The sequence below is a fragment of the Pseudomonas vancouverensis genome (genome assembly GCF_004348895.1).
Lineage (GTDB): Bacteria > Pseudomonadota > Gammaproteobacteria > Pseudomonadales > Pseudomonadaceae > Aquipseudomonas > Aquipseudomonas vancouverensis.
In genome coordinates, this window is record NZ_RRZK01000029.1 from 287,459 (window position 1) to 312,252 (window position 24,794).

At 62.1% G+C, this 24,794-nt stretch carries 24 protein-coding genes; 10 read left to right on the plus strand and 14 right to left on the minus strand.

Features of this window, described 5'->3' with window-relative positions:
- Nucleotides 1-197: 197 nt before the first annotated feature.
- From EIY72_RS21870 to EIY72_RS21895, 6 genes are all read right to left on the minus strand, one after another.
- On the minus strand, nucleotides 198-902 hold the full coding sequence (locus EIY72_RS21870) for a hypothetical protein (RefSeq protein ID WP_093226634.1): 705 nt from the start codon (nucleotides 900-902) through the stop codon (nucleotides 198-200).
- A 212-nt stretch (nucleotides 903-1,114) separates the two neighbouring features.
- Nucleotides 1,115-1,942: an ABC transporter permease gene (locus EIY72_RS21875; RefSeq protein ID WP_093226633.1), complete on the minus strand. Its 828-nt coding sequence runs from the start codon at nucleotides 1,940-1,942 to the stop codon at nucleotides 1,115-1,117.
- A 7-nt stretch (nucleotides 1,943-1,949) separates the two neighbouring features.
- Complete coding sequence (locus EIY72_RS21880) at nucleotides 1,950-2,822, minus strand: ABC transporter permease (protein WP_093226632.1); 873 nt, start codon at nucleotides 2,820-2,822, stop codon at nucleotides 1,950-1,952.
- A 10-nt stretch (nucleotides 2,823-2,832) separates the two neighbouring features.
- The gene (locus EIY72_RS21885; protein ID WP_093226631.1) at nucleotides 2,833-3,945 is read right to left on the minus strand and encodes an ABC transporter substrate-binding protein; all 1,113 of its coding nucleotides are present in this window, start codon (nucleotides 3,943-3,945) and stop codon (nucleotides 2,833-2,835) included.
- A 90-nt stretch (nucleotides 3,946-4,035) separates the two neighbouring features.
- The gene (locus EIY72_RS21890; protein ID WP_093226630.1) at nucleotides 4,036-5,127 is read right to left on the minus strand and encodes an ABC transporter ATP-binding protein; all 1,092 of its coding nucleotides are present in this window, start codon (nucleotides 5,125-5,127) and stop codon (nucleotides 4,036-4,038) included.
- Nucleotides 5,128-5,304: 177 nt separating this feature from the next.
- Entirely contained in the window at nucleotides 5,305-6,210 is a 906-nt protein-coding gene (locus EIY72_RS21895) for a LysR substrate-binding domain-containing protein (RefSeq protein ID WP_093226629.1), read from the minus strand.
- Between the two features lie 246 nt (nucleotides 6,211-6,456).
- Here EIY72_RS21895 and EIY72_RS21900 point away from each other — a divergent pair, with 246 nt between their 5' ends.
- Genes EIY72_RS21900 through EIY72_RS21910 form a run of 3 tightly spaced genes read left to right on the plus strand, consistent with a single transcriptional unit; the run spans nucleotide 6,457 to nucleotide 9,901 of the window.
- The gene (locus EIY72_RS21900) at nucleotides 6,457-8,205 is read left to right on the plus strand and encodes an amidohydrolase (RefSeq protein ID WP_093226628.1); all 1,749 of its coding nucleotides are present in this window, start codon (nucleotides 6,457-6,459) and stop codon (nucleotides 8,203-8,205) included.
- Nucleotides 8,202-9,149 carry a CobW family GTP-binding protein gene (locus tag EIY72_RS21905; protein ID WP_093226627.1) on the plus strand — a complete coding sequence of 316 codons (948 nt, stop codon included), beginning with the start codon at nucleotides 8,202-8,204 and terminating at the stop codon, nucleotides 9,147-9,149. Before EIY72_RS21900 ends, EIY72_RS21905 begins: the two co-directional genes overlap by 4 nt.
- Nucleotides 9,146-9,901 (plus strand): class II aldolase/adducin family protein, encoded by a 756-nt coding sequence (locus tag EIY72_RS21910; protein ID WP_093226626.1) that lies wholly within the window; start codon nucleotides 9,146-9,148, stop codon nucleotides 9,899-9,901. The genes EIY72_RS21905 and EIY72_RS21910 overlap by 4 nt, the downstream gene beginning before the upstream one ends.
- Before the next feature lie 148 nt (nucleotides 9,902-10,049).
- Here the strand turns inward: EIY72_RS21910 and EIY72_RS21915 are convergent, their stop codons facing one another.
- Nucleotides 10,050-11,570, minus strand: coding sequence for a sensor histidine kinase (locus EIY72_RS21915; RefSeq protein ID WP_093226625.1), 1,521 nt, complete (start codon nucleotides 11,568-11,570; stop codon nucleotides 10,050-10,052).
- A complete protein-coding gene (locus EIY72_RS21920) occupies nucleotides 11,567-12,286 on the minus strand; it encodes a response regulator transcription factor (protein WP_093226624.1) in 720 nt (239 codons plus the stop codon). Before EIY72_RS21920 ends, EIY72_RS21915 begins: the two co-directional genes overlap by 4 nt.
- 263 nt (nucleotides 12,287-12,549) lie before the next feature.
- Here EIY72_RS21920 and msrB point away from each other — a divergent pair, with 263 nt between their 5' ends.
- The 3 genes from msrB to msrA are packed head-to-tail and all read left to right on the plus strand — an operon-like array spanning nucleotide 12,550 to nucleotide 15,624.
- Nucleotides 12,550-13,080, plus strand: a complete 531-nt coding sequence (gene msrB, locus EIY72_RS21925) for a peptide-methionine (R)-S-oxide reductase MsrB (protein WP_093226623.1) — start codon at nucleotides 12,550-12,552, stop codon at nucleotides 13,078-13,080.
- A 33-nt stretch (nucleotides 13,081-13,113) separates the two neighbouring features.
- Nucleotides 13,114-14,886 carry a cytochrome c biogenesis protein DipZ gene (locus tag EIY72_RS21930; protein WP_093226622.1) on the plus strand — a complete coding sequence of 591 codons (1,773 nt, stop codon included), beginning with the start codon at nucleotides 13,114-13,116 and terminating at the stop codon, nucleotides 14,884-14,886.
- Nucleotides 14,887-14,916: 30 nt separating this feature from the next.
- Nucleotides 14,917-15,624, plus strand: a complete 708-nt coding sequence (gene msrA, locus EIY72_RS21935) for a peptide-methionine (S)-S-oxide reductase MsrA (protein WP_093226621.1) — start codon at nucleotides 14,917-14,919, stop codon at nucleotides 15,622-15,624.
- Between the two features lie 28 nt (nucleotides 15,625-15,652).
- Here msrA and EIY72_RS21940 read toward each other — a convergent pair whose 3' ends face one another.
- Nucleotides 15,653-16,666: a sensor domain-containing diguanylate cyclase gene (locus EIY72_RS21940; RefSeq protein ID WP_093226620.1), complete on the minus strand. Its 1,014-nt coding sequence runs from the start codon at nucleotides 16,664-16,666 to the stop codon at nucleotides 15,653-15,655.
- 70 nt (nucleotides 16,667-16,736) lie between these two features.
- A complete protein-coding gene (locus EIY72_RS21945) occupies nucleotides 16,737-17,642 on the minus strand; it encodes a LysR family transcriptional regulator (RefSeq protein ID WP_093226619.1) in 906 nt (301 codons plus the stop codon).
- Nucleotides 17,643-17,743: 101 nt separating this feature from the next.
- Here EIY72_RS21945 and EIY72_RS21950 point away from each other — a divergent pair, with 101 nt between their 5' ends.
- Entirely contained in the window at nucleotides 17,744-18,934 is a 1,191-nt protein-coding gene (locus EIY72_RS21950; protein ID WP_093226618.1) for an aspartate aminotransferase family protein, read from the plus strand.
- On the opposite strand, the gene EIY72_RS21955 is transcribed toward EIY72_RS21950, so the two are convergent.
- The 3 genes from EIY72_RS21955 to EIY72_RS21965 all read right to left on the minus strand — a co-directional run bounded on the left by EIY72_RS21955 (nucleotide 18,928) and on the right by EIY72_RS21965 (nucleotide 20,186).
- Nucleotides 18,928-19,182, minus strand: a complete 255-nt coding sequence (locus tag EIY72_RS21955) for a Txe/YoeB family addiction module toxin (RefSeq protein WP_093226617.1) — start codon at nucleotides 19,180-19,182, stop codon at nucleotides 18,928-18,930. The genes EIY72_RS21950 and EIY72_RS21955 overlap by 7 nt on opposite strands.
- On the minus strand, nucleotides 19,179-19,433 hold the full coding sequence (locus EIY72_RS21960; protein ID WP_093226616.1) for a type II toxin-antitoxin system prevent-host-death family antitoxin: 255 nt from the start codon (nucleotides 19,431-19,433) through the stop codon (nucleotides 19,179-19,181). Before EIY72_RS21960 ends, EIY72_RS21955 begins: the two co-directional genes overlap by 4 nt.
- A 168-nt stretch (nucleotides 19,434-19,601) precedes the next feature.
- Nucleotides 19,602-20,186: a DedA family protein gene (locus EIY72_RS21965; RefSeq protein WP_093226615.1), complete on the minus strand. Its 585-nt coding sequence runs from the start codon at nucleotides 20,184-20,186 to the stop codon at nucleotides 19,602-19,604.
- Between the two features lie 148 nt (nucleotides 20,187-20,334).
- Here EIY72_RS21965 and EIY72_RS21970 point away from each other — a divergent pair, with 148 nt between their 5' ends.
- On the plus strand, nucleotides 20,335-21,405 hold the full coding sequence (locus EIY72_RS21970; RefSeq protein WP_132680170.1) for a hypothetical protein: 1,071 nt from the start codon (nucleotides 20,335-20,337) through the stop codon (nucleotides 21,403-21,405).
- Here the strand turns inward: EIY72_RS21970 and EIY72_RS21975 are convergent, their stop codons facing one another.
- Nucleotides 21,406-23,328 (minus strand): alkaline phosphatase D family protein, encoded by a 1,923-nt coding sequence (locus tag EIY72_RS21975; RefSeq protein WP_093226613.1) that lies wholly within the window; start codon nucleotides 23,326-23,328, stop codon nucleotides 21,406-21,408.
- A gap of 109 nt (nucleotides 23,329-23,437) precedes the next feature.
- On the opposite strand from EIY72_RS21975, the gene EIY72_RS21980 reads away from it, so the two are divergent.
- Together EIY72_RS21980 and EIY72_RS21985 are read left to right on the plus strand one after the other, a co-directional pair.
- Complete coding sequence (locus tag EIY72_RS21980) at nucleotides 23,438-23,701, plus strand: hypothetical protein (protein WP_197678885.1); 264 nt, start codon at nucleotides 23,438-23,440, stop codon at nucleotides 23,699-23,701.
- A gap of 108 nt (nucleotides 23,702-23,809) precedes the next feature.
- Nucleotides 23,810-24,790: a quinone oxidoreductase family protein gene (locus EIY72_RS21985; RefSeq protein WP_093226612.1), complete on the plus strand. Its 981-nt coding sequence runs from the start codon at nucleotides 23,810-23,812 to the stop codon at nucleotides 24,788-24,790.
- Nucleotides 24,791-24,794 lie beyond the last annotated feature (4 nt).

Genomic DNA, 24,794 nt, shown 5'->3' on the forward strand with positions numbered 1-24,794 from the left:
GTCGCACCACTGAGGTCTTGGCTGGAAAGTGAGTTGAGGCTCCCCGCAGGCGGACCCGTGGTGCTGGTGGGTTTAGGGAAGGGTGTGCTGTGGATACTGGAAGATTTATCGCGGCTTTGCCCGAATCGCGGGCAATAAAAAGCCCCGCACGGGGGCGGGGCTCTGAGGGACGTGGCGCCTGAGGCGCGAGTTGAGCGTTACTGCGCGGCGATGCTGTAGCCGTCGAACGCGGTCTGCTGTTGCAGCGCGGTGATGATGTTCTTGCGGTTGACCGCTTGCTCGGCACCGTTGTTGTCGAGGAAGGTTTCGCTTTCCAGTTCCGCTTCTTCGCCTTCGCCGACGAAGGTGAAACCGAGGAATTCCAGGGCCTTGCGGTCAACGTTCAGACGCGAGCGCGGGGTGCGCAGCGGCAGTGTGACGCTGATGCCGTCCTTGCTGATGGTGAACACTTCGAGGTCTTTCTTGGCCTTGGCCGCCTTGCTCTTGCCACTGCTTGGGTTGCTGATGGCCTGGTGCGTCTGGTTCAGCACCTTGAGGGCCAGGCCGTAGACGATTTCCTGAAACGCCGGGTCGTCCTTGAAGCTGGACAGGATGCGGCTGATCGGGAATTTACTGCTCAAGTCTTCCAGCGCCGCGATGTCCGCGGCTTCGGCGTCCTTGAGCTGCTTGAGCTGGCCCATCAGCTCGTAGGCGGTGTCGTCATCGAAGCTGTCGTGAGCCTGGCGGATCGCGGCGCGCAGCTCGCGGATCTGATCGCTTTCACGGGTGGACTGGAAAGCGTCCAGCACCATCTCGCTGATGGTTTTCGCCTGGGGCACGTGTTGTGAAAGATTGATGGAGTTTTCGTATTCCGCTTTGGACGACAGGGTGACTACGGATTCAGCGGTGTTGGAATCGGACATTGAAATTTCACTACTTCTGTAACTTTGAAAGAGGCGAGAAAGCGCGGGGGCTTTTTCCGGCCGCCTAATCTATTGGACCGGGGCGGCATTGTCACGGTCCGACTGGCCGCCGGTCACGATTTCGCCTTTCTGTGTAGGAGCAGGCTCGCTCCTACAGGAAAACAAAAAGCCCCGCGTTCATGACAAACGCGGGGCTTTGTGTCGAGGCGCGATCAGGAGTGCTGCAACTTCTGCGCGCGCTTGTCCGCCAGGTGTTGCACCACCAGCCGGCCGATCAGCACCAGCAAGGTCAGGCTGATCAACAGCACCGAGATCGCCGCGACGCTTGGGTCGACGTTGTCACGCAGGCCGCTCCAGATGCGTTTGGGCAGGGTGTCGACGTTGACGCTGGTGATGAACAGCGTCACCGCAACTTCCTCCCACGACAGGGCGAAACCCAACAGCGCTGTGGACGCCAGGCCCAACTTCAGGTTCGGCAGGATCACCATGAAGGTGGTCTGCATCAAGCTGGCACCGAGGTTGCGCGAGGCCAGTTCGATGCGCCGGTCAATCTGGCTCAGGGCGACCAGCATGGTCACCACGCCGTAAGGCACGACCATGATCACGTGGGCGATCACTACACCGGTCAGGGTGTCATAGCCCACGCCCGGTGCAATGCGACCGAGTTTGGTCTCCATGAAGTACAGCACCAGCGCCGAAATCACCGGCGGAATCGCCATCGGCAGCAGCACCAGGCCGATCAGCGCGGTGGCCAGTTTCGAGCGCATGTACCAGATGCCGAGGCTGAAGCTCGCCGCCAGGAGCGTGGCGATGATGCTGGTGGCGAAGGCGATGGTCAGGCTCTGGCTGATGGCGTGGAACCAGTCCGGGTTGCTCACCAGCGCTTCGTAGTGACGCAGCGACCAGTTGCCCTCGGGCATCGACAGGAAGCGTTTGCTGGTGAACGACACCGGAATGACCGTCAGCAGCGGGAACAGCATGAAGGCCATGGCGACCACGGCCAGTAGCCGGGTACTCAGGCTTGTGCGATGGGTATTCATAGTGTCCTCAGCCTACCAGTCGGTTCACGCGGGTCATTTTCAACAGCACCCAGATCAGCGCGCTGACCAGTGCCAGCAAGACCACGCTCAGTGCCGCACCCAGGCCCCAGTTGCTGGTCTGGAACATTTGCAGGAACACGTACTCGGCGATCATCACCGTTTGCCCGCCACCCAACAGCACCGGAGTGATGAAGAAGCCCAGGCAGAACACGAAGACCATGATGAAGGCACCGAGGATGCCTGGCAGGGTCTGCGGCAGCAGCACTTGCCAGAAGGTGCGCAGGGCACCGGCACCCAGGCCGCGAGAGGCCATGAGCACGCGTTGGTCCAGTTGGCGCATGGTCGACAGCAGCGGGAACACCGCGTACGGGATCATCACGTGGAGCATGCCGATGACCACGCCTATTTCATTGCGGCTCAGTTGCAGCGGTTGGTCGATCAGGCCCATGCCCATCAGGCCGTTGTTCAACACGCCGTTGCTGCGCAGGGCGATCAACCAGCCGAAGGCGCGTACCAGCACCGAAATCCAGAACGGGATGAAGATGCAGATCTCCACCACGCGCTGCCAGAACGGCGGGCTGAACACCCAGCAGTAGGCCAGCAGATAACCGATGATCAAGGCCAGGCCGCTGACCGTCAGACACAGGCGCAGGGTGCGCCAGAGCATCTCGTGGATCGCCGGGTCCGTGGCGATGCGCTGGTACTGCTCGATGCCCGGGGTGGGCAGCGAAAAGCTCCAGCCGACCACGCCGAGAAACGGCAGCACGTAGAACACCAGCAGCAACACCGGCAGCGGGAACAACAGCAAGCCGCGCTCCAGGCCCGGCGAGCTGAACCGCGCTTTGGGCGCGGTCAGGGTTGTGGTCAGGGTCGTCGTCATGGTCGATGGCTCACTTGGACAGGCGCGTCAGATACTCTTCCAGGGCCTTGGAATAGTTATCGGCGTACCACTGTGCATTGAGGGCGATCTGTTTTTTCAGGTTGTCCGGCGAAGCGCAGTTGGCTTGCAGTTGCTCGGGCGACATGAGTTTTTCCGTGGCGCTGTTCGACGGGCCGTTGCCCAGTGCTTCGAACAGCTTGAGCTGGCCTTCAGGCTGCAAGGCGTGCTGGATGAACTGCATGGCCGGCTGCGTGCCGCCCGGGTTGCCGGTCAATACCGCCCAGCTGCTGGAGTTGATGAAGCCATTGTCGAAGCTCCAGCGCACACGGTTGTCGGTGTCTTCGCTGAGCAGCTTGGCGCGGGTGTGCCAGATCGCGCCGACCGACACTTCGCCGTCGACCATCAGTTGCTGGCTCTCGGCACCCGAACTCCAGAACGACAGCACGTGCGGCTTGATTTCGTCGATCTTCTTCATCGCCCGCGGCACGTCCAGCGGGTACAGCTGATCGGCAGGCACGCCGTCGGCCAGCAGCGCCGCTTCGAGCATGCCGTTCATCCATTTGTACAAGGTGCGCTTGCCGGGGAATTTCTTCACGTCCCAGAAATCCGCCCAGGTCTTGGGCCCGTTGTCGCCAAACTTGGCGCTGTCCCAGGCCATGACGTAGCTGAACTGGTAGCTGGCGATGCCGAAGTCGGAACTCAGGGCCGGCGCGACCTGATCACGCTTGATGGTGTTGTAGTCCAGCGGTTGCAGGATCTTCTCGCGACCCAGGACGATGGCGCTGTAGCTCTCGACGTCGACCACGTCCCAGCTCGGTTGACCGCTGGCCAGTTGCGAACGGATCGCGCCCTCGGTCGGGCCGGCGCCGTCGATGCGCACCTGGATCCCGGTGTTCTTGGTGAAGGTGTCGGTCCAGGCCGACTTGAACGCGTTCAGCGCGTCGCCACCCCAGTTGACCACCACCAGCGGCTTGTCCGCCGACCAGCTGATGCCGCTGCGCAGCGCCAGCGGCACGGCGGCCAGCAGGCCCATGGCCTGGATGAAGGTGCGACGGTTGATCTGACCGTCACGGGCCTTTTCGATAAGCACTTCGATGCAGTCTTGCTGGTGATCCTGGCGCATGGGCAAGTCCTCAAGCGGCGGGCACCTCGGTGGGCACCGGCCTTTTTGTTGTCATTGGAAGAGAGCTTTTTGACGCAATGTTCTGGGGGTTCAAGCCTGCAGCAGGAAGCTCTGCTGCACCGGCCAGCTCAGCCACACCGGAGCGCCGCTTTGCATCAGCGCGCCAGGGTGATTGCCCGGTACGGACAGGTTGATCGGCAGGGTGTCGCCACCGACTTTCAGGGCCAGGTGGGTGCTCGAGCCCTGGTACACCTTGTCGGTGAGCTGCGCCGGCATGACGTTGTAGCCGTCACGGGTCGGGCATTCGCTGTGCAGTTCCATGTGTTCGGGACGCACGGCGAGCACGATCGGCGCGTGGCTCAAGGCGTTCGGCGCCATGGCGTGCAATACGTTGCTGCCGCAGCGGCCGCTGGCGGTGGCACCGTTGCGGGTCAGGTTGTCCAGCGGGAACAGGTTCATCTTGCCGAGGAATTCAGCGACGAAGCGGCTCTCCGGGCGGTTGTAGATGTTTTCCGGGGTGTCGACCTGGGTCAGCTTGCCGTGGTTGAAAATCGCGATGCGCGAGGACAAGGCCAGGGCTTCGTTCTGGTCGTGGGTGACGAACACGAAGCTGGTGCCGACCTGACGGTGGATGCGTTGCAGCTCGGTTTGCAGCTGTTCGCGCAGGTTCTTGTCCAGCGCCGACAGCGGTTCGTCGAGCAGCAGCAGTTCCGGTTCGAACACCAGGGCGCGGGCGATGGCCACGCGCTGCTGCTGGCCACCGGACATTTCCGCCGGCTTCTTGTGCATGTGCGCGCCGAGGCCGACCACTTCGAGGATGTGCTTGACCCGGCGATTGCGCTCCTCGACCGGTACCTTGCGGATGCGCAGCGGGTAGGCGACGTTGTCGGCCACGGTCATGTGCGGGAACAGGGCGTAACCCTGGAACACCATGCCGTAGTTCCGCTTCTCGGCAGAGCGCTTGATGATGTCGACGCCCTGTTCCATCAGCTTGCCCGAGGTCGGGCTGAGGAAGCCGGCGAGGATCATCAGCAGGGTGGTCTTACCCGAGCCGGAAGGCCCCAGCAGGGTAAGGAATTCGCCTTTGCGAACGTCTAGATCGACATTATCCAGCGCCGCGAAACGGCCGTAATACTGGCTGATACCTTGAGCGCTGAGCTGAATCGCTGAACGGCTGGACACAATGAGGTTCCTCTTCTTATTTTGCCCATCAAACGTTCGAGGACGGAGGTCAATCCGAAATGGGCTTTCGGCCTATTATTGTTAAAAATATCGCTACATCAATGGAATTATTTTGCGCGCATTGGTTAGTTTTATTACTCAAAAACCAACGGTAACACTGCCCCCTGTGGGAGCGTTTCAGAGGGTGTCCTGCCAGGTCTGGTGCGATGACTGCAGCTGGGTCTTGACCCAGTTGCTGAACGCCTTGACCACCGGGCGCTCGGCTTTCTGCGGGTCGGCGGCCAGGTAATAGCCGCGGTGCAGGTCGATGCCGATGTCGAACGGCCGCACCAGCAAGCCCTTGGACAGCGCGTCGCCGCTGATCAGGTTGTCACCGATGGCGATGCCTTGACCGGCAATGCAGGCCGACTGCGCGCAATGCGCATCGGAAAACAGAATGCCGCTCATCGCGTTGACCCCCGAAGCCCCGGCGGCGGTCAGCCAGACCCGCCAGTCCGAGTAGTCAGTCATGTGCAGCAGGGGGTAGTTGCTCAGTTCCTGGGGGCTTTTCAATCCGCTCAGCGCGTTGATCAGACGCGGGCTGCACACCGGGAAGAAACGCAACGCGACGATTTCCTCAACAATCATTTCCGGCCAGTCGCCAATCCCGTAGGCGATGAACAGGTCGGCGTTCTGGTTGTGGGTGTCGTCCGGTGTACGCGGAGAAATCAGCTGCAACTGCACCTGCGGAAACTGGCGCAGAAAGGCACCGATGTGGTGACACAGGAAGTAGGTGGCGAAACCGGGAGCACAACTCACGCACAAGCGCCCGGACACTTCCTGATCGCCGACCAGGTGCCCGGCGTCGAGCAGGTTCAGGAGGATGCCGTGGACTTCCCGCGCATAACGTTCGCCCTGGTAGGTCAGGCCGATACCGCGACCAATGCGCTCGGTCAGGGCAAAGCCCACGCACTCTTCAAGCTTGCTGATCTGGTGGCTGATGGCGCTGCGGGTCAGGTTCAGTTCCCGGGCCGCGACGGACACGCTGCCCGAGCGAGCGACGGCGTCGAGGGCGCGAAGGGCTGTCATCGAAGGAAAACGCATAAATCATCCCGTTCTTGTTGTTAGTGCTGGATATGGTGACGTAAATCGAACAGTCAGGCCAAAAAAAATCGATTGTTGTATTGGTTGGTTCAACAATACTAGCTCAAATGTTCACTGACCCGTTGTATGCCAGAAGCGATCGCCTCGACGTTTCCCGGTGACTAAAACAACAACAATTTTTCAGGTTCCCGACACGCCCCGCGTCCCGTGGACCTTTCAATCTCCCTGAAATCAAAGGTGGCTTGCATGGCTGAGTCCGACAACTTCTCCTCTACACATTCCGCGCAGGGGACCTACGCCGATCTGATCCTCAGCAACGGTCGTATCTACACTCAGGACCCGGCGAACCCGTGGGCCGAGGCCGTGGCGATCCGTGATGGCAAGTTGATCGGTGTCGGCAGTGTCGCTGCGCTCGCGATGTACAAGGGCTCGACCACTCGTGTGCACGACCTGCAAGGCGCGTTCTGCATGCCCGGCCTGCATGACATGCACACCCACCCGGACCTCGCGCTGGCGCCACGCTACAGCGACGACCTGGATGTCGGTATCGAAGACCCGACGCCTGAACAACTGCGCGAAAGCATCCTCGCCTACGCCGACAAGCATCCGGGCGATGGCTGGATCTACGGTCAGTACTGGGTGCGCTACACCTTCCGCGAAGCCGGCCTGACTCCGGGGCGTGCGTGGCTCGACAGCGTCATGCCGGACCGTCCGGTGGCGCTGCTGGACCGCATGTGGGGCACCATGATGGTCAACTCCAAGGCCCTGGAATTGGCCGGCATCGATGGCAATACCTCCGATCCGCGCAACGGCTACTTCGAGCGTGACGAACTGACCGGCGAACCCACCGGCCTGATGATCGACGGCGCCTACGCGATGATCCACGCGGCGATGCCACCGACCCCGGTCAGCGTGCTGCGCCGTGCCTACCGCGATGGCGTGCACTTCCAGAGTTCCCGTGGGGTGACCGCGAGCAAATATGTGCATGTCTGCGAACAGCGCCTGCAAGCCCTGAAGGAGCTGGACGACAGCGGCGAACTGACCGTGCGCATCGAAGCGGCGATCAGTTGGCAGGACGACATCTTCCCGGTGCGCCGTCGCTGGGAACTGCTGGCGGGCGAGCGTCACTACTACCGCAGCGCACGCCTTAGCGCCAACGCGGTGAAGTTCCACTTCGACGGCACCGTCGAACCGAAATCCTCGTACCTGCTGACCCCGTGGCCGGAAGAGAAAACCTGGCGCGGCAAGCTCAACCTGACCCCGGAACACATCACCGACATGGTGGTGGACATGGACCGCAAGGGCATCCGCGTGATCGCCCACTGCACCGGCGACGGCGCGTCCGACGTGTTCCTCGATGCCGTGGCCGAAGCCCGTCGTCGCAACGGCTTCAGCGGCGTACGCCACCAGTGCGCGCACAGCACCCTGCTGCACCCGGGCAACCTGCCGCGCTTCAAGGAACTGAACGTCATCGCTGAGTTTTCCCCGGCGGCCTGGTACCCGACCCCCTTTGCCAGCGGCGCACGTTCGGGCTACGGCCAGGAACGCCTCAAGCGCATCTACGACTTCAAAGGCGTGTTGGCAGCGGGCGGCACGGCGGTGATGGGCACCGACTGGCCGGTGGCATCCATCGACCCATGGCTGGCCCTGGAGACCATGATCACCCGGCAGAACCCGTGGAACGACGACCCGGCATGCTTCGGCGACCCGATCAGCCTCGAACAGGCGCTGACCGTGATCACCAGCAACGGCGCCGTGGCCATGGGCCTGGAACACAGCACCGGCAGCCTGCAAGTGGGCAAGTCGGCGGACCTGATCGTCATCGACCGTGACCTGTTCGCCCAGCCGGCGCGCAATTACATCCACAAGACCCAGGTGCTGCAGACCTTCGTCGAAGGGCAACTGGTCTATGACCGTCACTCGAGCCTGCAAGCCATTGGCCTCAAGGCCGTGTGGCAAGGTGAACCACCGGTGCTGGAGGGCAAGGCAGAATGACGTCTCCACGTATTGCCGTGACCGTGGTGTCGGGGTTTCTCGGCGCCGGCAAAACCACCTTGCTCAACCGCATGGTGCGCCGTGCGGAGGGCAGCCGACTGGCCGTGATCGTCAATGATTTCGGCGAACTGAACATTGATGCAGCCATCGTTTCCGAAGTAACGGACGCGGTGTATAGCCTGCAAAACGGCTGCATCTGCTGCACTGTGCAGGAAGACCTGCTGGCGCAACTGGGCAGCCTGGCGCAACTGGAGCCACGGCTCGAACGCATCGTCATCGAGTGCAGCGGTGTCTCCGATCCGCAGCGCATCGTGCAGACCCTCGCCTACCCGCAACTGCGCAGCCAGATGCAACTGGACATGGTCATCACCGTGGTCGACGCCACCCGCCATTTGCAGCTCGAAGGTGAGTACGCACGCCTGGCGCGGGCACAGGTTGCGGCCGCCGATCTGCTGTTGCTGAACAAGACCGATCTGGTCGATGAAGAGCAATTGCAAGGCTTGCGCAATGCCCTGGGATTACGCACCCGCATCCACGAAAGTGTGCAGGCGCAATTGCCGGACGCGCTGTGGCTCGACACCGATCTGGAGTTGGAACCGCGTGCGGTGAAGCCGCTGACACGGGTGTCCGATGGCGACCATGGCGAGATGTTCAGCAGTTGGTTGTGGCAGAGCGATGCGCGTCTGGATGCCGACGGTTTGCGTGGCTGGTTGCAGGCCTTGCCCAGTGACGTGTTCCGGGTCAAGGGCCTGGTGGTGCTGGCCCAGGGCAACAAGGCGCACTGGTTGCAACACGTCGGCACCCGCAGTCAGTTCCTGCTGGCTACCGATGAAGCCCTGGCGAAAACCACGCGCCTGGTGTTCATCGCCCGTCGTGGTTTCGATGGTTGGGACGCCTTGGGCCAAGGGCTTGAGGCTTGTGTGGTGAAGGAGGTGGCGGCATGAACCCGATCGAACAGCGTTTGCGCGAAGAACTGGCGGCCTGCTATCGGTTGATTGCGCATTTCCGTATGACCGACCTGATCTTCACCCACATCTCGGTGCGGATCCCGGGGCCGGAACATCATTTTCTGATCAACCCCTATGGGCTGATGTTCGATGAAATCACCGCGTCCAATCTGGTCAAGATCGACCTCGACGGCCATGCCGTCGAGCCGTCACCGTACCCGGTGAACCCCGCCGGTTTCGTGATTCACAGCGCCATCCACGGCGCCCGTGAAAACGCGCAATGCGTGCTGCACACCCACACCAAATCCGGTTGCGCGGTGGCGGCGCTCAAGTGCGGATTGTTGCCGGTGAACCAGATCTCCCTGGAGTTTTATGGCCGGGTTGCCTACCACGACTACGAAGGCGTGGCGCTGGACTTGAGCGAGCAAGAGCGTCTGGTCGCGGACATCGGTGACAAGCCGGTGTTGATGTTGCGCAACCACGGCTTGCTGACGGTAGGGGAGACGGTGGGGCAGGCGTTCATGCGCATGTACTACCTGGAAAAGGCTTGCGACATTCAACTGGCAGCCATGGCTGCGGGAGAGTTGGTCTTGCCACCGGCCGACGTCTGCGCGCACACCGAGCGTCAGTTCAATGATCCGGGGCGGCCGCTGGAAGAGGGTGAGTTGAACGACCCGGATGCGATGCAACTGGCCTGGGCGGCGTTGTTGCGATTGCTGGACCGCGTTGCGCCCGGGTATCGCGACTGATCCAGAAAATCGGTTGTTTGGGCCTGCGCCATCGCGAGCAAGCTCGCTCCCACAGTGAAGTTCAGTGAACACCGTATCCGGATGCGATGCGGATTAAATGTGGGAGCGAGCTTGCTCGCGATAACGGAGTGTCAGGCACCTCAGACTTTCAGGCCGGCCGCGGTGTGTTGAGGTTCATCGAGCGCACCGCCAGCGCCGTCGCCGTGTCCTCATCGATCGGCAAGGAAAACCGGAAGGTCGCCCCACGCCCCGGCACCTCCACCAACTGAATCTCGCAGCCATGCAATTGCAGGATGCGATGCACAATCCTCAGCCCCAACCCGCCATCACGCCGTGCACCGCCGATATTGAACGGCCGCAAAAACAGCCCTTCGCGCAACTCCGGCGCAATCCCCGGTCCGCTGTCGCTGACGGTGACGTCGATAAACGCCCCACGCGGTCGCAAGTCCAGTTCCACCTCGCCACCCTGCGGCGTATGGCGCAGGGCATTGTCGAACAGGTTGGTCAGCACCCGCTCGATCAACCCCAGGTCGGCACAGGCCGGTGAAACATTCGGGGCGAAGGTCGCCTTGAGCTCGACCTTGCGCGCCTCGGCGGTCAGCTCGAATTTCTGGAAGATGTCCTGGGCCAGATCGGTCAGCGAGAAGCGCTCCAGAATCGGCTGCACAAAACCGTGCTCCAGGCGCACCAGTTCCAGCAACGATTGCGCCAGGCCACCGACCTTGCGGCTCTGGTCCAGGGCGATACCCAGGTAACGACGGCGGTCGGCAGGGGACAGCGAGGCGTCCTTGAGCGACAGGGTTTCCAGATAGCCGTGCAGCGACGCCAGTGGCGTGCGCAGATCGTGGGAGATGTTCGCCACCAGCTCGCGACGTTCCTGATCCTGGCGGGTCAACGTTCGCCATTGCTCGCCAAGCCGCGCCTGCATCTGCCGGAAGGCGGCGTCGAGCACGGCGATTTCATCGTGACTGGCGGCTTTTTCCACGGCGACCGGCAACGCCGGCGTGACCGGCACACCGTCGATGTCGAACTGGCTGACAGTCTCGGTCAAGCGTCGCAAAGGCCGGGTGATCAGGGCAAAGGCAGTAAGGCCGGCAATCAGGCAGAGCAGGGCGACCAGGGCGATGGACAACAATGCGGTGTTAAGCGCTGCACTGGTGGCGCCGCGCTCGGCCAGGCGATCGTGGTCTTCGCCCAGCAGCACCACGTACAGATAACCGGCGGGTTTGCCGTCGACCTTCAATGGGGCGGCACTGAACACCTTGCGCGCATCGACGCTGCGCGGATCGTCGCCAAGAATCGGCAAGGCATCGCCGCGCAGCAGACGCTGAACCGGTGCCAGGTCAATGCGCTCGCGATGAATGCGGCCTTCGGGGGCGGCACTGCCGACAATCTTGCCCTCGGTGTCGAGCAGGTACACCTCGACACTCGGGTTGACCAGCATCAACTGGCTGAACAGGTCGCGCACGGCGTTGGGCATCAGGCCCTTGGTGTCCATCAACACGGTGTCCCGGGCGATGTGTTGCGCCAGGTCGCGGGACAGGCCTTGCACCACTTCCTGCTCGTGCATCTGGTTGGAGCGCACCTGCAACCACGCCGACGTGCCGCAGCACACCAGCAGCAACACGGCGAACACCAGGGACAGTCGTTGCGTCAGGGTCAGCCTCATGGCTGCTGCTCCTCGCCGGTGGCGAATTTGTAGCCGCGGCCCCACACCGTGAGGATGCGCACCGGTTGCGCCGGGTCGGTTTCGATCTTGGCGCGCAGGCGATTGATGTGCGTATTGACCGTGTGCTCGTAGCCTTCGTGGCTGTAGCCCCACACAGCGTTGAGCAGGTCCATGCGCGAAAACACCTTGCCGGGCTGGCGGGCGAAAAAGTACAGCAGGTCGAACTCCCGCGGCGTCAGGTCCAGGCGCCGGCCGTCGAGGGCCACTTCCCGGGTGATCGGGTCGATGCTCAGGCCATCGATGATCAGGCTGCCGGCGTCCATCTTCAGATTGCGCGCCATGGCATCGACCCGGCGCAGCAACGCCTTGACCCGTGCCACCAGCTCCAGCATGGAAAACGGTTTGGCCAGGTAATCGTCGGCGCCGAGTTCGAGGCCGACGATGCGGTGCATTTCACTGGAGCGGGCACTGGTGATGATGATCGGCGTGTAGCGCGCCATGGCTCGGGCACGGCGGCAGATTTCCAGGCCGTCGACGCCGGGCAGCATCAGGTCGAGGACCAGTGCATCCCAGTTGCCCTGTTGCAGCAGGCGCATGCCTTCGTCGCCATCGGCACTGTGCACCACCTCGAACTGCTCATCACGCAGATGCAGGCAGATCAGGTCGGCGATGTGCAGGTCGTCTTCGACCACGAGTACGCGTTTGCTCTGTTCCATCCGGTGCAATCCTTCTGGGCCATGCTTTTGTCAGTGTGGGAGCGAGCTTGCTCGCGATGGCGGTTTCAGATCCAGTATTCATGGCGGCTGACACACTGCTATCGCGAGCAGGAAGTGTCAGGTGCCGTTCCGGTGATAGGCATTGTGCGGGTTTTTCCCGAGGCGAGTTATCACGAATTGTTTAACTTCCCGTGAGGATTTGGCGATCCCCCAAAGCCTAGGCTGAGTTCCATGAAACACCCCCCGGTCTTTTGGAGGCAGCCATGTTCGCAAAACGATTTTCACGCCGGCACTTTTTGTTCGCCAGCGGCGGTCTGGGCGTTGTCGCCCTGGCGTTCGGCCTGCTGCCGAAGTTTTCCACAGGCAGCGTATTGATCAGCCAGGCCGATGCAGCAGAGGCTTTCGAAGTGACCCACAGCGATCAGGAATGGCACGCCATCCTCAGCGACGAGCAGTACGACATTCTCCGCGAGGAGGGCACCGAACGCGCTTACAGCAGCCCGCTGAACGACGAGCACCGCGCCGGCACCTTTGCCTGCGCCGGTTGTGACCTGCCGCTGTTTTCCTCCGACACCAAGTTCGACAGCCGTACCGGCTGGCCAAGTTTCTGGGCGCCGCTGGACAAGGCGGTGGCGACCCGTCAGGACCGCACCTTCGGCATGGTCCGCGAAGAGGTGCACTGCCGCCGTTGTGGCGGTCACTTGGGCCATGTCTTCGACGACGGTCCGAAGCCGACCGGACTGCGCTATTGCATGAATGGCCTGGCGATGAAGTTCGCCGCGAAAACCGCCTGATTTTCTTCACTCACTTTTTCGCAGGTATTTGCCATGTGGCTTCTGGTCCTCGCCTATCTCGGTGGTGTGCTGACGATTGTCAGCCCGTGCATCTTGCCGGTCCTGCCGTTCGTCTTTGCCCGCACCGGGCAACCCTTCGTCAAAAGCGGTCTGCCGCTGTTGGTGGGCATGGCGCTGACCTTCGCCCTGGTGGCAACGCTGGCAGCGGTGGGCGGTGGCTGGGTGGTGCAGCTCAACCAGTACGGGCGCTGGCTGGCGCTGGTGTTCGTGGCCTTGTTCGGCTTGACCCTGTTGCTGCCACAACTGGCTGAACGCCTGACCCGGCCATTGGTGGCGGCGGGCAGTCGTTTGTCCGAGGCGGCAGGGGCTGATTCGCGGCCGCGCCCGGGGGCCTCTTTCCTGATCGGTGTGGCCACCGGCCTGTTGTGGGCACCCTGTGCCGGGCCGATCCTCGGCCTGTTGCTGACCGGCGCAGCGCTGCAAGGCGCGAGCATTGAAACCACCTTGCTGTTGCTGGCCTATGCCGCCGGTGCTGCCACTTCGCTTGCCCTGGCGCTGTTGCTGGGCGGCAAGGTCTTCACGGCGATGAAACGCTCCATCGGCGCCGGCGAGTGGGTTCGTCGCGGCCTGGGCGCGGCGATGCTGGCCGGTGTCGCGGCCATTGCCCTGGGGCTGGATACCGGCATTCTGGCGAAGTTTTCCACAGCGTCGACCGGCGGCATTGAACAGGCACTGGTGGAAAAACTGAGTGGCAAGTCGCCGCGCAACACGGAATCGCCAGCAGTGCAGATTCCGGCCAGCGAAGGCGCCATGACGGTGGCAGACAAAACCCCGGGCACCTTGCCGGTCGAAGGCCAGCTGCCGCCGCTGGATGGCGCTGTGCAATGGCTCAACTCGCCACCACTGGATGCCCAGGCTTTGAGGGGCAAGGTCGTGCTGGTGGATTTCTGGACTTACTCCTGCATCAACTGCCTGCGCTCGCTGCCCTACGTTAAAGCCTGGGCCGAGAAGTACCGCGATCAAGGGCTGGTGGTAATCGGCGTGCACGCTCCCGAGTTCGCCTTCGAGCGTAACGTCGACAACGTCAGCAAAGCCATGAAGGAACTGGGCATCAACTACCCGGTGGCCATCGATAACGAGTTCAAGATCTGGCGCGCGTTCGACAACCAGTACTGGCCGGCGCATTACTTCGCCGATGCTCAGGGGCGTATTCGTTTTCATCACTTCGGTGAGGGCGCCTACGACGAGTCGGAGCGGGTCATCCAGCAACTGCTGCGCGAAGCCGGCTCCAAGGTTTCGGACGGCCTGATCAATGCCAAGGCCGACGGTGTGCAGATGGCGCCGGACAGTAACGAGGTGCAGTCGCCGGAAACCTACGTTGGCTACCAGCGTGCCGAGCATTTCGTCCCCGACACCGCGCTGGTGCCGGACAAGGTCGCCGCTTACAACCCGCCGAAACAATTGGCTCTCAACGACTGGAGCTTCGGCGGCCAGTGGCACGTCGGCGCGGAGCGGGCCACCGCCAGTGCGCCGGCCTGCCGCATCGTCTACCGCTTTCACGCCCGTGACCTGCACCTGGTGCTGGGCCCGGGTGCCGATGGCAAACCAGTACGTTTCAAAGTGCTGATCGACGGCAAGGCGCCGGGCAATGACCACGGCATGGATGTGGCGCCCGACGGCAGCGGCACGGTCACTGACCAGCGCTTGTATCAACTGGTTCGCCAGAGCGGCGGTGTCGAGGACCGCACCTTCAGCATCGAGTTTCTCGATCCGGGCGCATCCGCCTACGCGTTCACTTTCGGCTGATTGCCGTTCAATGTCTCAGGAGTGTGCTTCATGAAAATCCTCTTCACCTGGCGTCGTACCCTGTTGGGTCTGGCCGCTGCCGGTCTGATCACGCAAGTGTCGGCGTTCTCCTTTGGCGGGGCTGAAGACGCGGTGAAACTGCCGCCGCCGGCCCTCGACGAAAGCACCCAGGCCCACAGCGAAACCGCGGTGTTCGCCGGTGGCTGTTTCTGGGGTGTGCAGGGCGTGTTCCAGCATGTCAAAGGCGTAAAAAATGCCGTGTCCGGTTACGCCGGGGGCGCGGCCAATACTGCGCAATACGAGCGGGTCAGCGACGGCAATACCGGGCATGCGGAATCGGTGGAAGTGACCTTCGACCCGAGCCAGGTCAGCTACGGCACCCTGTTGCAAATCTATTTCTCGGTGGCGCACAACCCGACCGAACTCAACCGCCAGGGACCGGACAGCGGCACCCAGTACCGTTCGGCAATTTTCATCAAGAGCCCCGAGCAGCAACGGGTCGCGCAGGCCTACATCACCCAGCTCGACGCAGCCCACGCCTTCGACAAACCGATCGTGACCAAACTGGAATCCTTCAACGGTTTCTACCCGGCCGAAGAAGAGCATCAGGACTTTCTCACCGAGCACCCGACCTATCCGTACATCGTGATCAACGATTTGCCAAAAGTGGCGCAATTGAAACAGCTTTACCCGCAGCGTTACTCGGAACAACCGGTGCTGGTGAAGGCGCAGATGTGAAGGCGGGCGGGGTGAGCGCCGGTGACGCTCACCCCGAAATGATGTTCTTGCCAGCGATTTTCGACTGATACAACGCCCGATCCGAGCGCGCCATCAAGCCGGTCTGCTGTTCCTCATCAAAACGCTCGACCACGCCAAAACTCATGGTCACCTGGAAGTCACCCACCGTCATCAGGTCCTCCAGGCCCTGACGGATTTCGGCGGCGCGCAGCCTGGCCTCGGTCAACGAAGTATTGGGCAGGATCAGGATGAACTCGTCGCCGCCCCAGCGTGCCAGCAGGTCAGCGTCGTGCACGAATCGTTTGATGTTCTCGACCACGTGGGTCAACGCCGCATCACCGATGGCATGGCCGTAGTGATCGTTGATGGTCTTGAAGTCGTCGATGTCCATGGCGATCAGCGACAACGGTTCGCGGAAGCGTTGCGCCCGATCACAGGCCTGGGGCAGGACCTGCTCGAGGCGATAGCGATTGGCGATGGAGGTGAGAGTGTCGGTCTCGGCCAGCCGGCGGTTTTCTTCGAGCTGCAATTGCAGTTGCCGGTTGACCCGTGACAGTTCGCGGGTGCGTTCTTCAATCAGCGCTTCGAGGGAGTGATTGCGCCGCTCAAGGGTTTCGAACAGGCGTCTCGAGTCTTCGATGCTGCGGTGTGCGCCGATCATCCGTGCCACTGAGCCGTCGGCATTGCGCGCCAGGATGTGGCCGCGATCCTCGATCCACAGGTAGTTGCCGTCGTGCATGCGGCAGCGGTATTCGGCCTGATAACCGTCTGCCCGTTGGCTGAGGTAGTCGTCGAACGCCGCCATGACCCGTGGATAGTCCTCGGGGTGAATGACGTTCTCCCAGGTCAGCACGTTGTTATCCAGGGAGTGCGGCGTGTAGCCGAGCATTTCGTACCAGCGTGCGGTGCGGTAGACGTAGCCGGTGTTGGCATTCCAGTCCCAGATGCCGTCGCTGATCAGCTCCATCAGCGCATGCAGCACGCCGTCGTTCATGTCCGCCACATCGAACTTCAGCGGTTCGATATTTGATGCTTCCCCCATCAAGGCTCTCCCTGTCGTCGATAAACCTGACTCATCAGTCGGCAGAGTAGTGCAAGGTGGATCCAATCGCCTAGTGCTTGCCCCACATCTGCATGGCAAAGTCGACGAAACGACGCAGTTTCGGCAAACGGTAGCGATCCTGCGCGTAAATCAGGTGCAGCGGGCGGCTCGGTGGCAGGTATTGCGGCATCAGCGCCACCAGTTTGCCGTCCCTCAAGTCCTGTTCGACCAGGGCGTCGGGCATCGTCACGATGCCCATGCCGGTGCGCGCGGCCTGATGCAGACCGGCCGAGCTGTTGATCAGCATCGGTCCGCTGACCGTCACGCTGACTTCACCGTTCGGGCCGATCAGACGCCATTCCTTGACCGCCGATTGCCAGTCGTCCCCGGCCGGATAAGCGAAGGACAGGCAGTCGTGGTGTTGCAGATCCTCGGGCTTTTCCGGGGTGCCTTTGCGTGCGAGATAGTCCGGCGATGCGCACATGGTCAGGGTGTAGTCGATCAGCGGCCGGGCGATCAGGCTGGAGGGCTCCAGTGCGCCGAGGCGAAACGCCACGTCGAGGTCGTTTTCCAGCAACAGCGGGCGGCGGTTGGTCAGTACCACGTCGAGCTTCACCCGCGGGTTCTGCAGGCTGAATTCGCTCAGGGCCGGGGCCAGGCGCTCGGTGCCGAACGTCAGCGGCGCGGTGATGCGCAGGGTGCCGCCGGGCTCGTCCAGCGCCTGCTCTGCCAGACGCTCGGAATCCTCCACCAGCCCCAACACTTCAAGGCAGCGCTGATAGTAGGCCGCGCCGAACTCGGTCAGGCGTTGCCGGCGGGTGGTGCGGTTGAGCAAGCGCACGCCCAGGCGCTGCTCCAGGGCCTTGAGGTGATTGCCGACCATGGTCGTGGACATGCCGGACTGCAACGCGGCGGCGGTCATGCTGCCGGCTTCTACCACCCGGACGTAAACGGTCATTGCCTGGAACAGATCCATTATCAAGCCTGACTTTAAAATGATTGAAGTTTTACCGAGTTTATCCAGTTCTGCTGGCTAACCATACTGGCACGACACCGACCTTGCTGGAGCCTGATGCCATGACCGCCGCCTGCCTGATGAGCACTTACCAACCCCTGGCCCTGAGTTTCAACAAGGGTCTGGGCACACGCCTGTGGGATCAGACCGGGCGCGAGTATCTGGACGCGGTGGCGGGCGTGGCGGTGACCAACGTTGGCCATTCCCACCCGAAAATCGTCGCCGCCATCACCGAACAGGCCGGGCTGCTGCTGCACACCTCCAACCTCTACAGCATCGACTGGCAACAGCAACTGGCGCAGAAACTGACGCGGCTGGCGGGCATGGACCGGGCGTTTTTCAACAACTCCGGTGCCGAAGCCAACGAGACTGCACTGAAGATTGCCCGGCTGTACGGCTGGCACAAAGGCATCGAACAGCCGCTGGTGGTGGTGATGGAAAATGCCTTCCACGGCCGTACCCTCGGCACCCTGTCGGCCAGCGACGGCCCGGCGGTGCGCCTGGGTTTCAACAAGTTGCCGGGGGATTTCCTCAAGGTGCCCTTTGGCGATCTCAAGGCACTGGAGGCGCTGCAACAGGCCCATGGATCGCGCATCGTCGCCATCCTGATGGAGCCGATTCAGGGCGAGAGCGGTGTGCAGCTGGCACCACCGGGTTACCTCAAGGCGGTGCGCGAACTGTGCAACCGGCGCTCATGGCTGTTGATGCTCGACGAGATCCAGACCGGCATCGGTCGCACCGGCCAGTGGTTCGCCTTCCAGCACGAAGGCATCGTGCCCGATGTCATGACCCTGGCCAAAGGCCTGGGCAACGGCGTGCCCATCGGCGCCTGCCTGGCCCGGGGCAAGGCGGCTGAACTGTTCACCCCCGGCAGCCACGGCAGCACCTTCGGCGGCAATCCGCTGGCGTGCAGGGTCGGTTGCACCGTGCTGGACATCATCGAAGAGCAAGGCCTGCTGGACAACGCGCGGCTGCAAGGCGAACGACTGCTCGGCAGATTGCGCACAGAGCTGGCGGACAACCCCAACGTATCGGCGCTTCGCGGGCAGGGGCTGATGATTGGCATCGAACTCAAGCAACCGATCCGCGACCTGAGCCTGATCGCCGCGCGGGATCACGGTCTGCTGATCAACGTAACGCGTGGGCAAGTCATCCGCTTACTGCCGCCGCTGACCATCGATGAGCGGGAGGTGGAGATGATTGTCAGAGGGGTGAGTGCGGTGCTGACACCAACTTGGGATGAGCCTCAGTAGTGGTACCTGCACATCACGACCCGTAGCTCGCCGTCTTCAACCGTGTAGACCAACCGATGCTCAGCAGTAATCCGTCGTGACCAGAAGCCGCTCAGGTTGTGTTTGAGCGGTTCTGGTTTGCCCAGGCCGTTGAAGGGGTCGCGTTGAATGGCTTTGATCAGCAAATTGATTCGTTTAAGCCCGGCCTTGTCGTTCTGCTGGAACCATAGATAGTCGTCCCAGCCTTCTGGCGTGAACTCGATATTCATTCTTCGATCAGTTGCCTGGACTTGGTTTTCCCGGCTCGCAAGTTGCCTATTGATTTGATCAGGCGTTCGGCGTTCGCCGGGGAGCGCAGCAGATAGGCGGTTTCTTCCAGAGCGTTGTATTCCGCCAGTGACATCATTACCACGGGCTCGCCTTTCTGGCGGGTTACCAGTAACGGCGCTCGGTCTTCATTGACGCGATCCATGGTTTCCGCCAAATGCGCTCGTGCAGTGGTGTAATTAATGGTTTGCATGGCGTAGTCCTCGTTGGATGCAAAGAACGTACAGAAATGAGTACAGGATGACAAGGTAATATCTCCGAGTGGTCATAGCGCAGGGGCGCATCAAGATTCGCTCCGAGTATCGTAGAAACCTCATCGAGACGTTTCCGTAATGGGTGTAGTCCAATTCCGTTTCCGCGTTCACCCGACTCTCCTCGCCTTGACCTTCGCCCGCCAGTGCCGAACCAGCGCGATCACCAGCGCCAACACCAGCACCCCCAGGGCGATGGGCAATCGATAGGGTTTCAGGTTGCCCAGCCAGCTCTCCAGCGCTTGCCCGGCCCAGTAGCCGGCGCTGGCGATCACCGTCGCCCAGACCAGGGCGCCCAAGGCGTTCAGCAGGCTGAAGCGTATCGGCGACAAGCCGCTGGCGCCGATCACCATGGGTCCGACCAGGCGCATGCCGTACAGGAAGCGTACGGCGAACACCGAAGTCGAGGGGTAGCGATGGATCAGTTTGGTCACCCGCTCGATGGCCGCCTGTTTGCGCTTGAGTCGCGGCAACAGGCGGGCGCCGGAGTAGCGCCCGGTCCAGAACAGTATCTGGTCGCCGAGCATCCCGCCCAGGCTCGCCCAGCCGATCACCGGCCAGAGTTGCAGCAGGTGTTGGTGTGCGGCCATGCCGGCGAGGAGCAGGATGGTCTCGCCCTCGATCAGGCAACCGAGGAACACCGCCCAGTAGCCGTAGGTGGCGAGCAGGTAGTTGAAATCCATGTGTTCGAACAACGGCGTTCCCTCCGAGCTCTTCGTTCGCAGTGTGGCAGACGAATACTCAGATGCCGGCTAGGCTTCGCAGTTTCATCTGCATTCGCTGGAGTCCTGTCAGCGGAACCCGCAGAATCGACGCTCACTCAAGGGCAAGGAGCTCCAACAGGTGCAAGTTCGAATTGTGTTACTCATGGCGATGGGCATCGCTTCAGGCGCAATGGCCGCCACCGAGGCGCCAGGCATTCCCGGGCAATACACCTTGCAAGCGCGGGAAATCAACTCGCGGCTGCTGTTGGAGCCGGACAACACCTTCAGTGCGATGATCGAATACGCCGGCGCCCAAGGTTCGGCCAAGGGGCACTGGCAACAGGTCGGCGATACCTTGAAGCTGACCAGTGATGTGGTTGAGCCACCCGCGGAAAACCTGCTGTTCGACCTCAGCCGCAGCCGCAGTCTGGCTGAGCTGACAGACCCCGTCGCGAGCAAACAGGCACAAGGCAACTATGTGCTGAACCTGCGTTATGCGCGCTCAAGCCCGGTGCCGACCATTGCCCCGGTGACCGTGGTGTTCGAATTCAATCAAGGGCCCGAAACCCGATTGCAATGGAACAACTCCGTGGCCCGGCGCCTGTACCTGCCTTTTTCCGAGCAGCGCAGCCTGACCCGGGTCGGCTTCCAGGCCGCCGGGGATCAGCCGGTGCAGTGGTTTGCCATTGATCCGCAGACCCGCACACTGACCCTGGACTGGAAGGTCGATCGCGCGAACGGGCAGATGAGCTACGACAAGCCGCAAGAATTCAATCTCGCCCAGTCACAGCAGTATTTGCGCAATGCCCCGCGAGAACTGACGCGAATCAAGGACAGCTACATCCTGTCGATGAACTACGGGGTTGCCGCCGAGCCCCCGCCGATCAAGCCTGTGGATATCTTCTGGTCGTTCAGCGACGGTACGCAAGCGACAGAGCGTTGGACCGACTCACAGCAGAAGCAGTTGCTCACACCCGTTGCGACCGGCAAGAGCCTGCAGAAACTGGGGGTGAAATCGGCGGCCGATGCCAACCCGCAATGGTTCGACGTCACGCCTGACAGTCGCAGCCTCGACCTGATGTGGGACGTGAAGGTCAACCAGGCGCAATTGCGCGACCTCTCCGACATCTTCAAGACCCTGCAACTGAACGTTAAAAACGAGTGCCTGGAAGTCGACCTGGGCAACGGCCTGGCCTGCTACCGCAAGTAGTCAGTCCTGGTGTTCGGGGGCCAGCATGCGCGTCTTCGGCGCGCCGTTGGCGTTGTGCTGATAGATCGCCTGCGGCTGGCCCTGATCATTGAAAAACACCTGACCGATGCCGGCCGAGTTCCACAGGCGCTCGCCCGCCTCGGCGTGTTCCGGCACATGCGGGACGATGCGCATGCGCCGCCGCTTGGTCAGCCAGTTCAGCGGTGAGCGCGGTGAGTACAGCCAGCGATTGAGACGGTCGAACCACTCCAGCAAGGCCCGGGGAAACTCGTTCTTGATGCCGCTGCTGGTGATCTGCCAGATACGCGGGCCGGCCTGGCGATGGCGGATCAGCACTTCATAGACAAACGAATAATGCACGTCGCCCGACAGCACCACGTAGTTACCCGGCGTGCGCGAGTGACGGAAAATGTTCAGGATCACCTGCGCCGCACCGCGATGGGCCATCCAGTTTTCGGCGTCCACCAACAGCGGATAACCGCACCAGCTGAACACCCGTTGCACCGTTTCGATCAGCTTGACGCCGAAGATCGGCGCCGGTGACACGATGATCGCGCTGGGGTGGTCGAGCAGTTCCTGTTGCAGTTCGCTGAGGGCCTCCCAGTCGAGCAGGCCCGAAGGCTGCTTGAGATTCATCTCGCTGCGCCAGCGTCGGGTGCGGGTGTCGATCACCACCAGGGCCGGGGTGGCCGGCAGCACGTAGTGCCACTGCTGGAATTTCAGCAGGTCATCGATCAGATCGTCCTGAACCCGCTTGTCGAGGTGGCCGTCATGCTCGCTGGTGCTCAAGGCAGCCGCCTTGGCCAGCACGGCATCGAAGGCATCCGGATTGTTGCCCCAGCCCTGGCACAGCAGGTAGGCGATCAGCGCATTGCCGATGATGCGCCGGGAGAACGGATGGCCGTAGGCGGTTTGTTCCCATTGCGCGGAGAGGTTCCAGTCGTCGGTGATGTCGTGATCGTCGAACATCATCAGCGTCGGCAAATGCGCCAGTGCCCGCGCCACCTGGCCGAGCCCCGAGTGGAAGGCATCGAGGCGGGTCTGCTCCAGTGCATAGCGCTGGCTCCGTTGCGCGTTGAGCGCTGGCGCCTGCGGGGTGATCAGCGTCCAGGCGGTGGGCGACCAGACCAGCAGATACATGGCCATGACTTCGGCGAAGGTCACCAGGTGATTGTCGGCGTTGCTGCTGGTGAAAATCGGCTTGCGCGCACCGCCGAAAAACCGCTCGCGCAAGGTTTCGTTGCTCTCCAGCGCCGGCAACAGATCGGCGCGGTGGTAGTAACTGGCCGGGTGTTCGTAGAGTTTCGCGCTGTCGCTGACCACCGCCCCTTCGAGGTGCTCTCCGAACAGGCCAAGACGTTCGATCAGGGCATGAATCGCGCGCAGCATCGGCCCCGCGACATCGTCGGCGTAGACCTGATCGCCGGTCATCATCAGCAAGGCCGGGCGGTCTTCGGCAGCATGTTGTGCGGCCAGCAACCGGTCGACACAGAGCAAGCCATCGGCGGCCGGGTGATGGGGTTTGCGGCAGGACCCGTGCAGCAACTGATCGATGCGTGAACGCAACACGAAGTTCGGGCGCCGCGCCTCGCCATACAGCAAGTGCGGCGCCCATTCGGCGATGCCGTTTGCCTGAGCGTCGATCAGCAGGTCGTACTCGATCAATTCGTCCCGGGGCAGGGCGCTGTCCAGCTGCACATCAATCAGGTGCACAAAGGCGTGAGCCCCCACGGCAATCACCGTGCATTGCCCGTTATCGAGGCGGATATCGCCGACACCCTGTACCTGCAAGGTCAGATCCAGCGCCCGCGACCCCACCAGCCACAGCACCAGGCGCGTCGGCTCCATGCGCCGCAGCAACGGGCCGACCAGGACCGGCGGCAGGGCTGAGTGAGTATTGGGCAGTGGCAACGTGACGGGCATCCGGATTCCAGACTCTGGGGCGTTGAGGCGGGGGATGATAGCGCAGCTGCCCGCAGGACAGGCTAGAGTGAGTTTTTGCGACATATGTTGCGGTCGAGGAGAGCGAAACATGAACAAAATCCTGCTGCCGACCTTGGCCATGCTCCTGCTGGTCCAGTCCCCGGCCCATGCCATCAGCGACAAGTACCGCAAGCAACTGGAGAAGTCCGGTTGCACCCAGATGAGCGAGATGCAGGGCTGCGATATCCACAAGACCAAGGCCGAGAACGCCAAGGCCGGCTTCGGCGAGGCCAAGACCACGGCCCCGGCTGACACACCGAAAACCAAGACCCCGGATACCCTGGAGGGCGCCCCGCAACCTGTCATGAAATGAAAAGCCATTGTCGTCTGATGAGAAGCACCTCAACAGGCCGCGTCCTACAGTCCAATCAGCGCAATTCGATGCAACACGCCCATATTGCAGATTGGAGAATAAGAAAAAATGGCCAAAGCCGTTCGCTTCTATGAAACCGGTGGTCCCGAGGTTCTACGTTACGAAGACGTTGAGGTCGGGGAGCCCGGACCGGGGCAAGTCCGTCTGCGTCATGTGGCGGTGGGGCTCAATTATGCCGACACCTACTTTCGCAATGGCACCTATCCGATCCCGATGCCCAACGGCATGGGTGTCGAGGCCTCGGGCGTAGTCCAGGCCGTCGGCGAAGGGGTGACCAACGTCGAAGTCGGCGACCGCGTGACCTACACCGGTTTCCTCAACACCCTCGGCGCCTACAGCACCGAACGCCTGATTCCCGCCGCGCCGCTGATCAAGCTGCCGGAAACCATCAGCTTCGAAACCGCTGCCGCCATGACCATGCGTGGCCTGACCTCTTCGTACCTGTTGCGCCGTATCTACGATTTCAAAGCCGGCGACAGCATCCTGTTGCACGCCGCTGCCGGTGGTGTCGGCCTGATCGTTTCGCAGTGGGCCAAGCTGCTCGGTTTGAACGTGATCGGCACCGTGTCGACCGAGCAAAAGGCCGAAATCGCCCGGGCTCACGGTTGCGACCATACGATCAATTACAGCCATGAAGACGTCGCTGCTCGCGTTCGCGAACTGACCGACGGTGTGGGCGTCAACGTGGTGTTCGACAGCGTTGGCAAGAACACTTTCATGGGCTCTTTGGATTCGTTGAAACCCCGTGGCCTGATGGTCTGCGTGGGCACTGCGTCCGGACCGATCCCGGCGTTCGATCCGGTGTTGCTGGCGATGAAAGGTTCGCTGTTCCTGACCCGTCCGGCCCTGGCCAACTACATCGCCGACCCGGCGGAAAAAGCCGCCCTGGCCGGCGAGCTGTTCGACCACGTCGGCAGCGGTCGAATCAAGATCGAGATCAACCAGCACTACGCCCTGCAGGACGCGGTGCAGGCCCATCGCGACCTTGAATCACGCAAGACCACTGGCTCGTCGATTTTCGTCATTTAAGGAG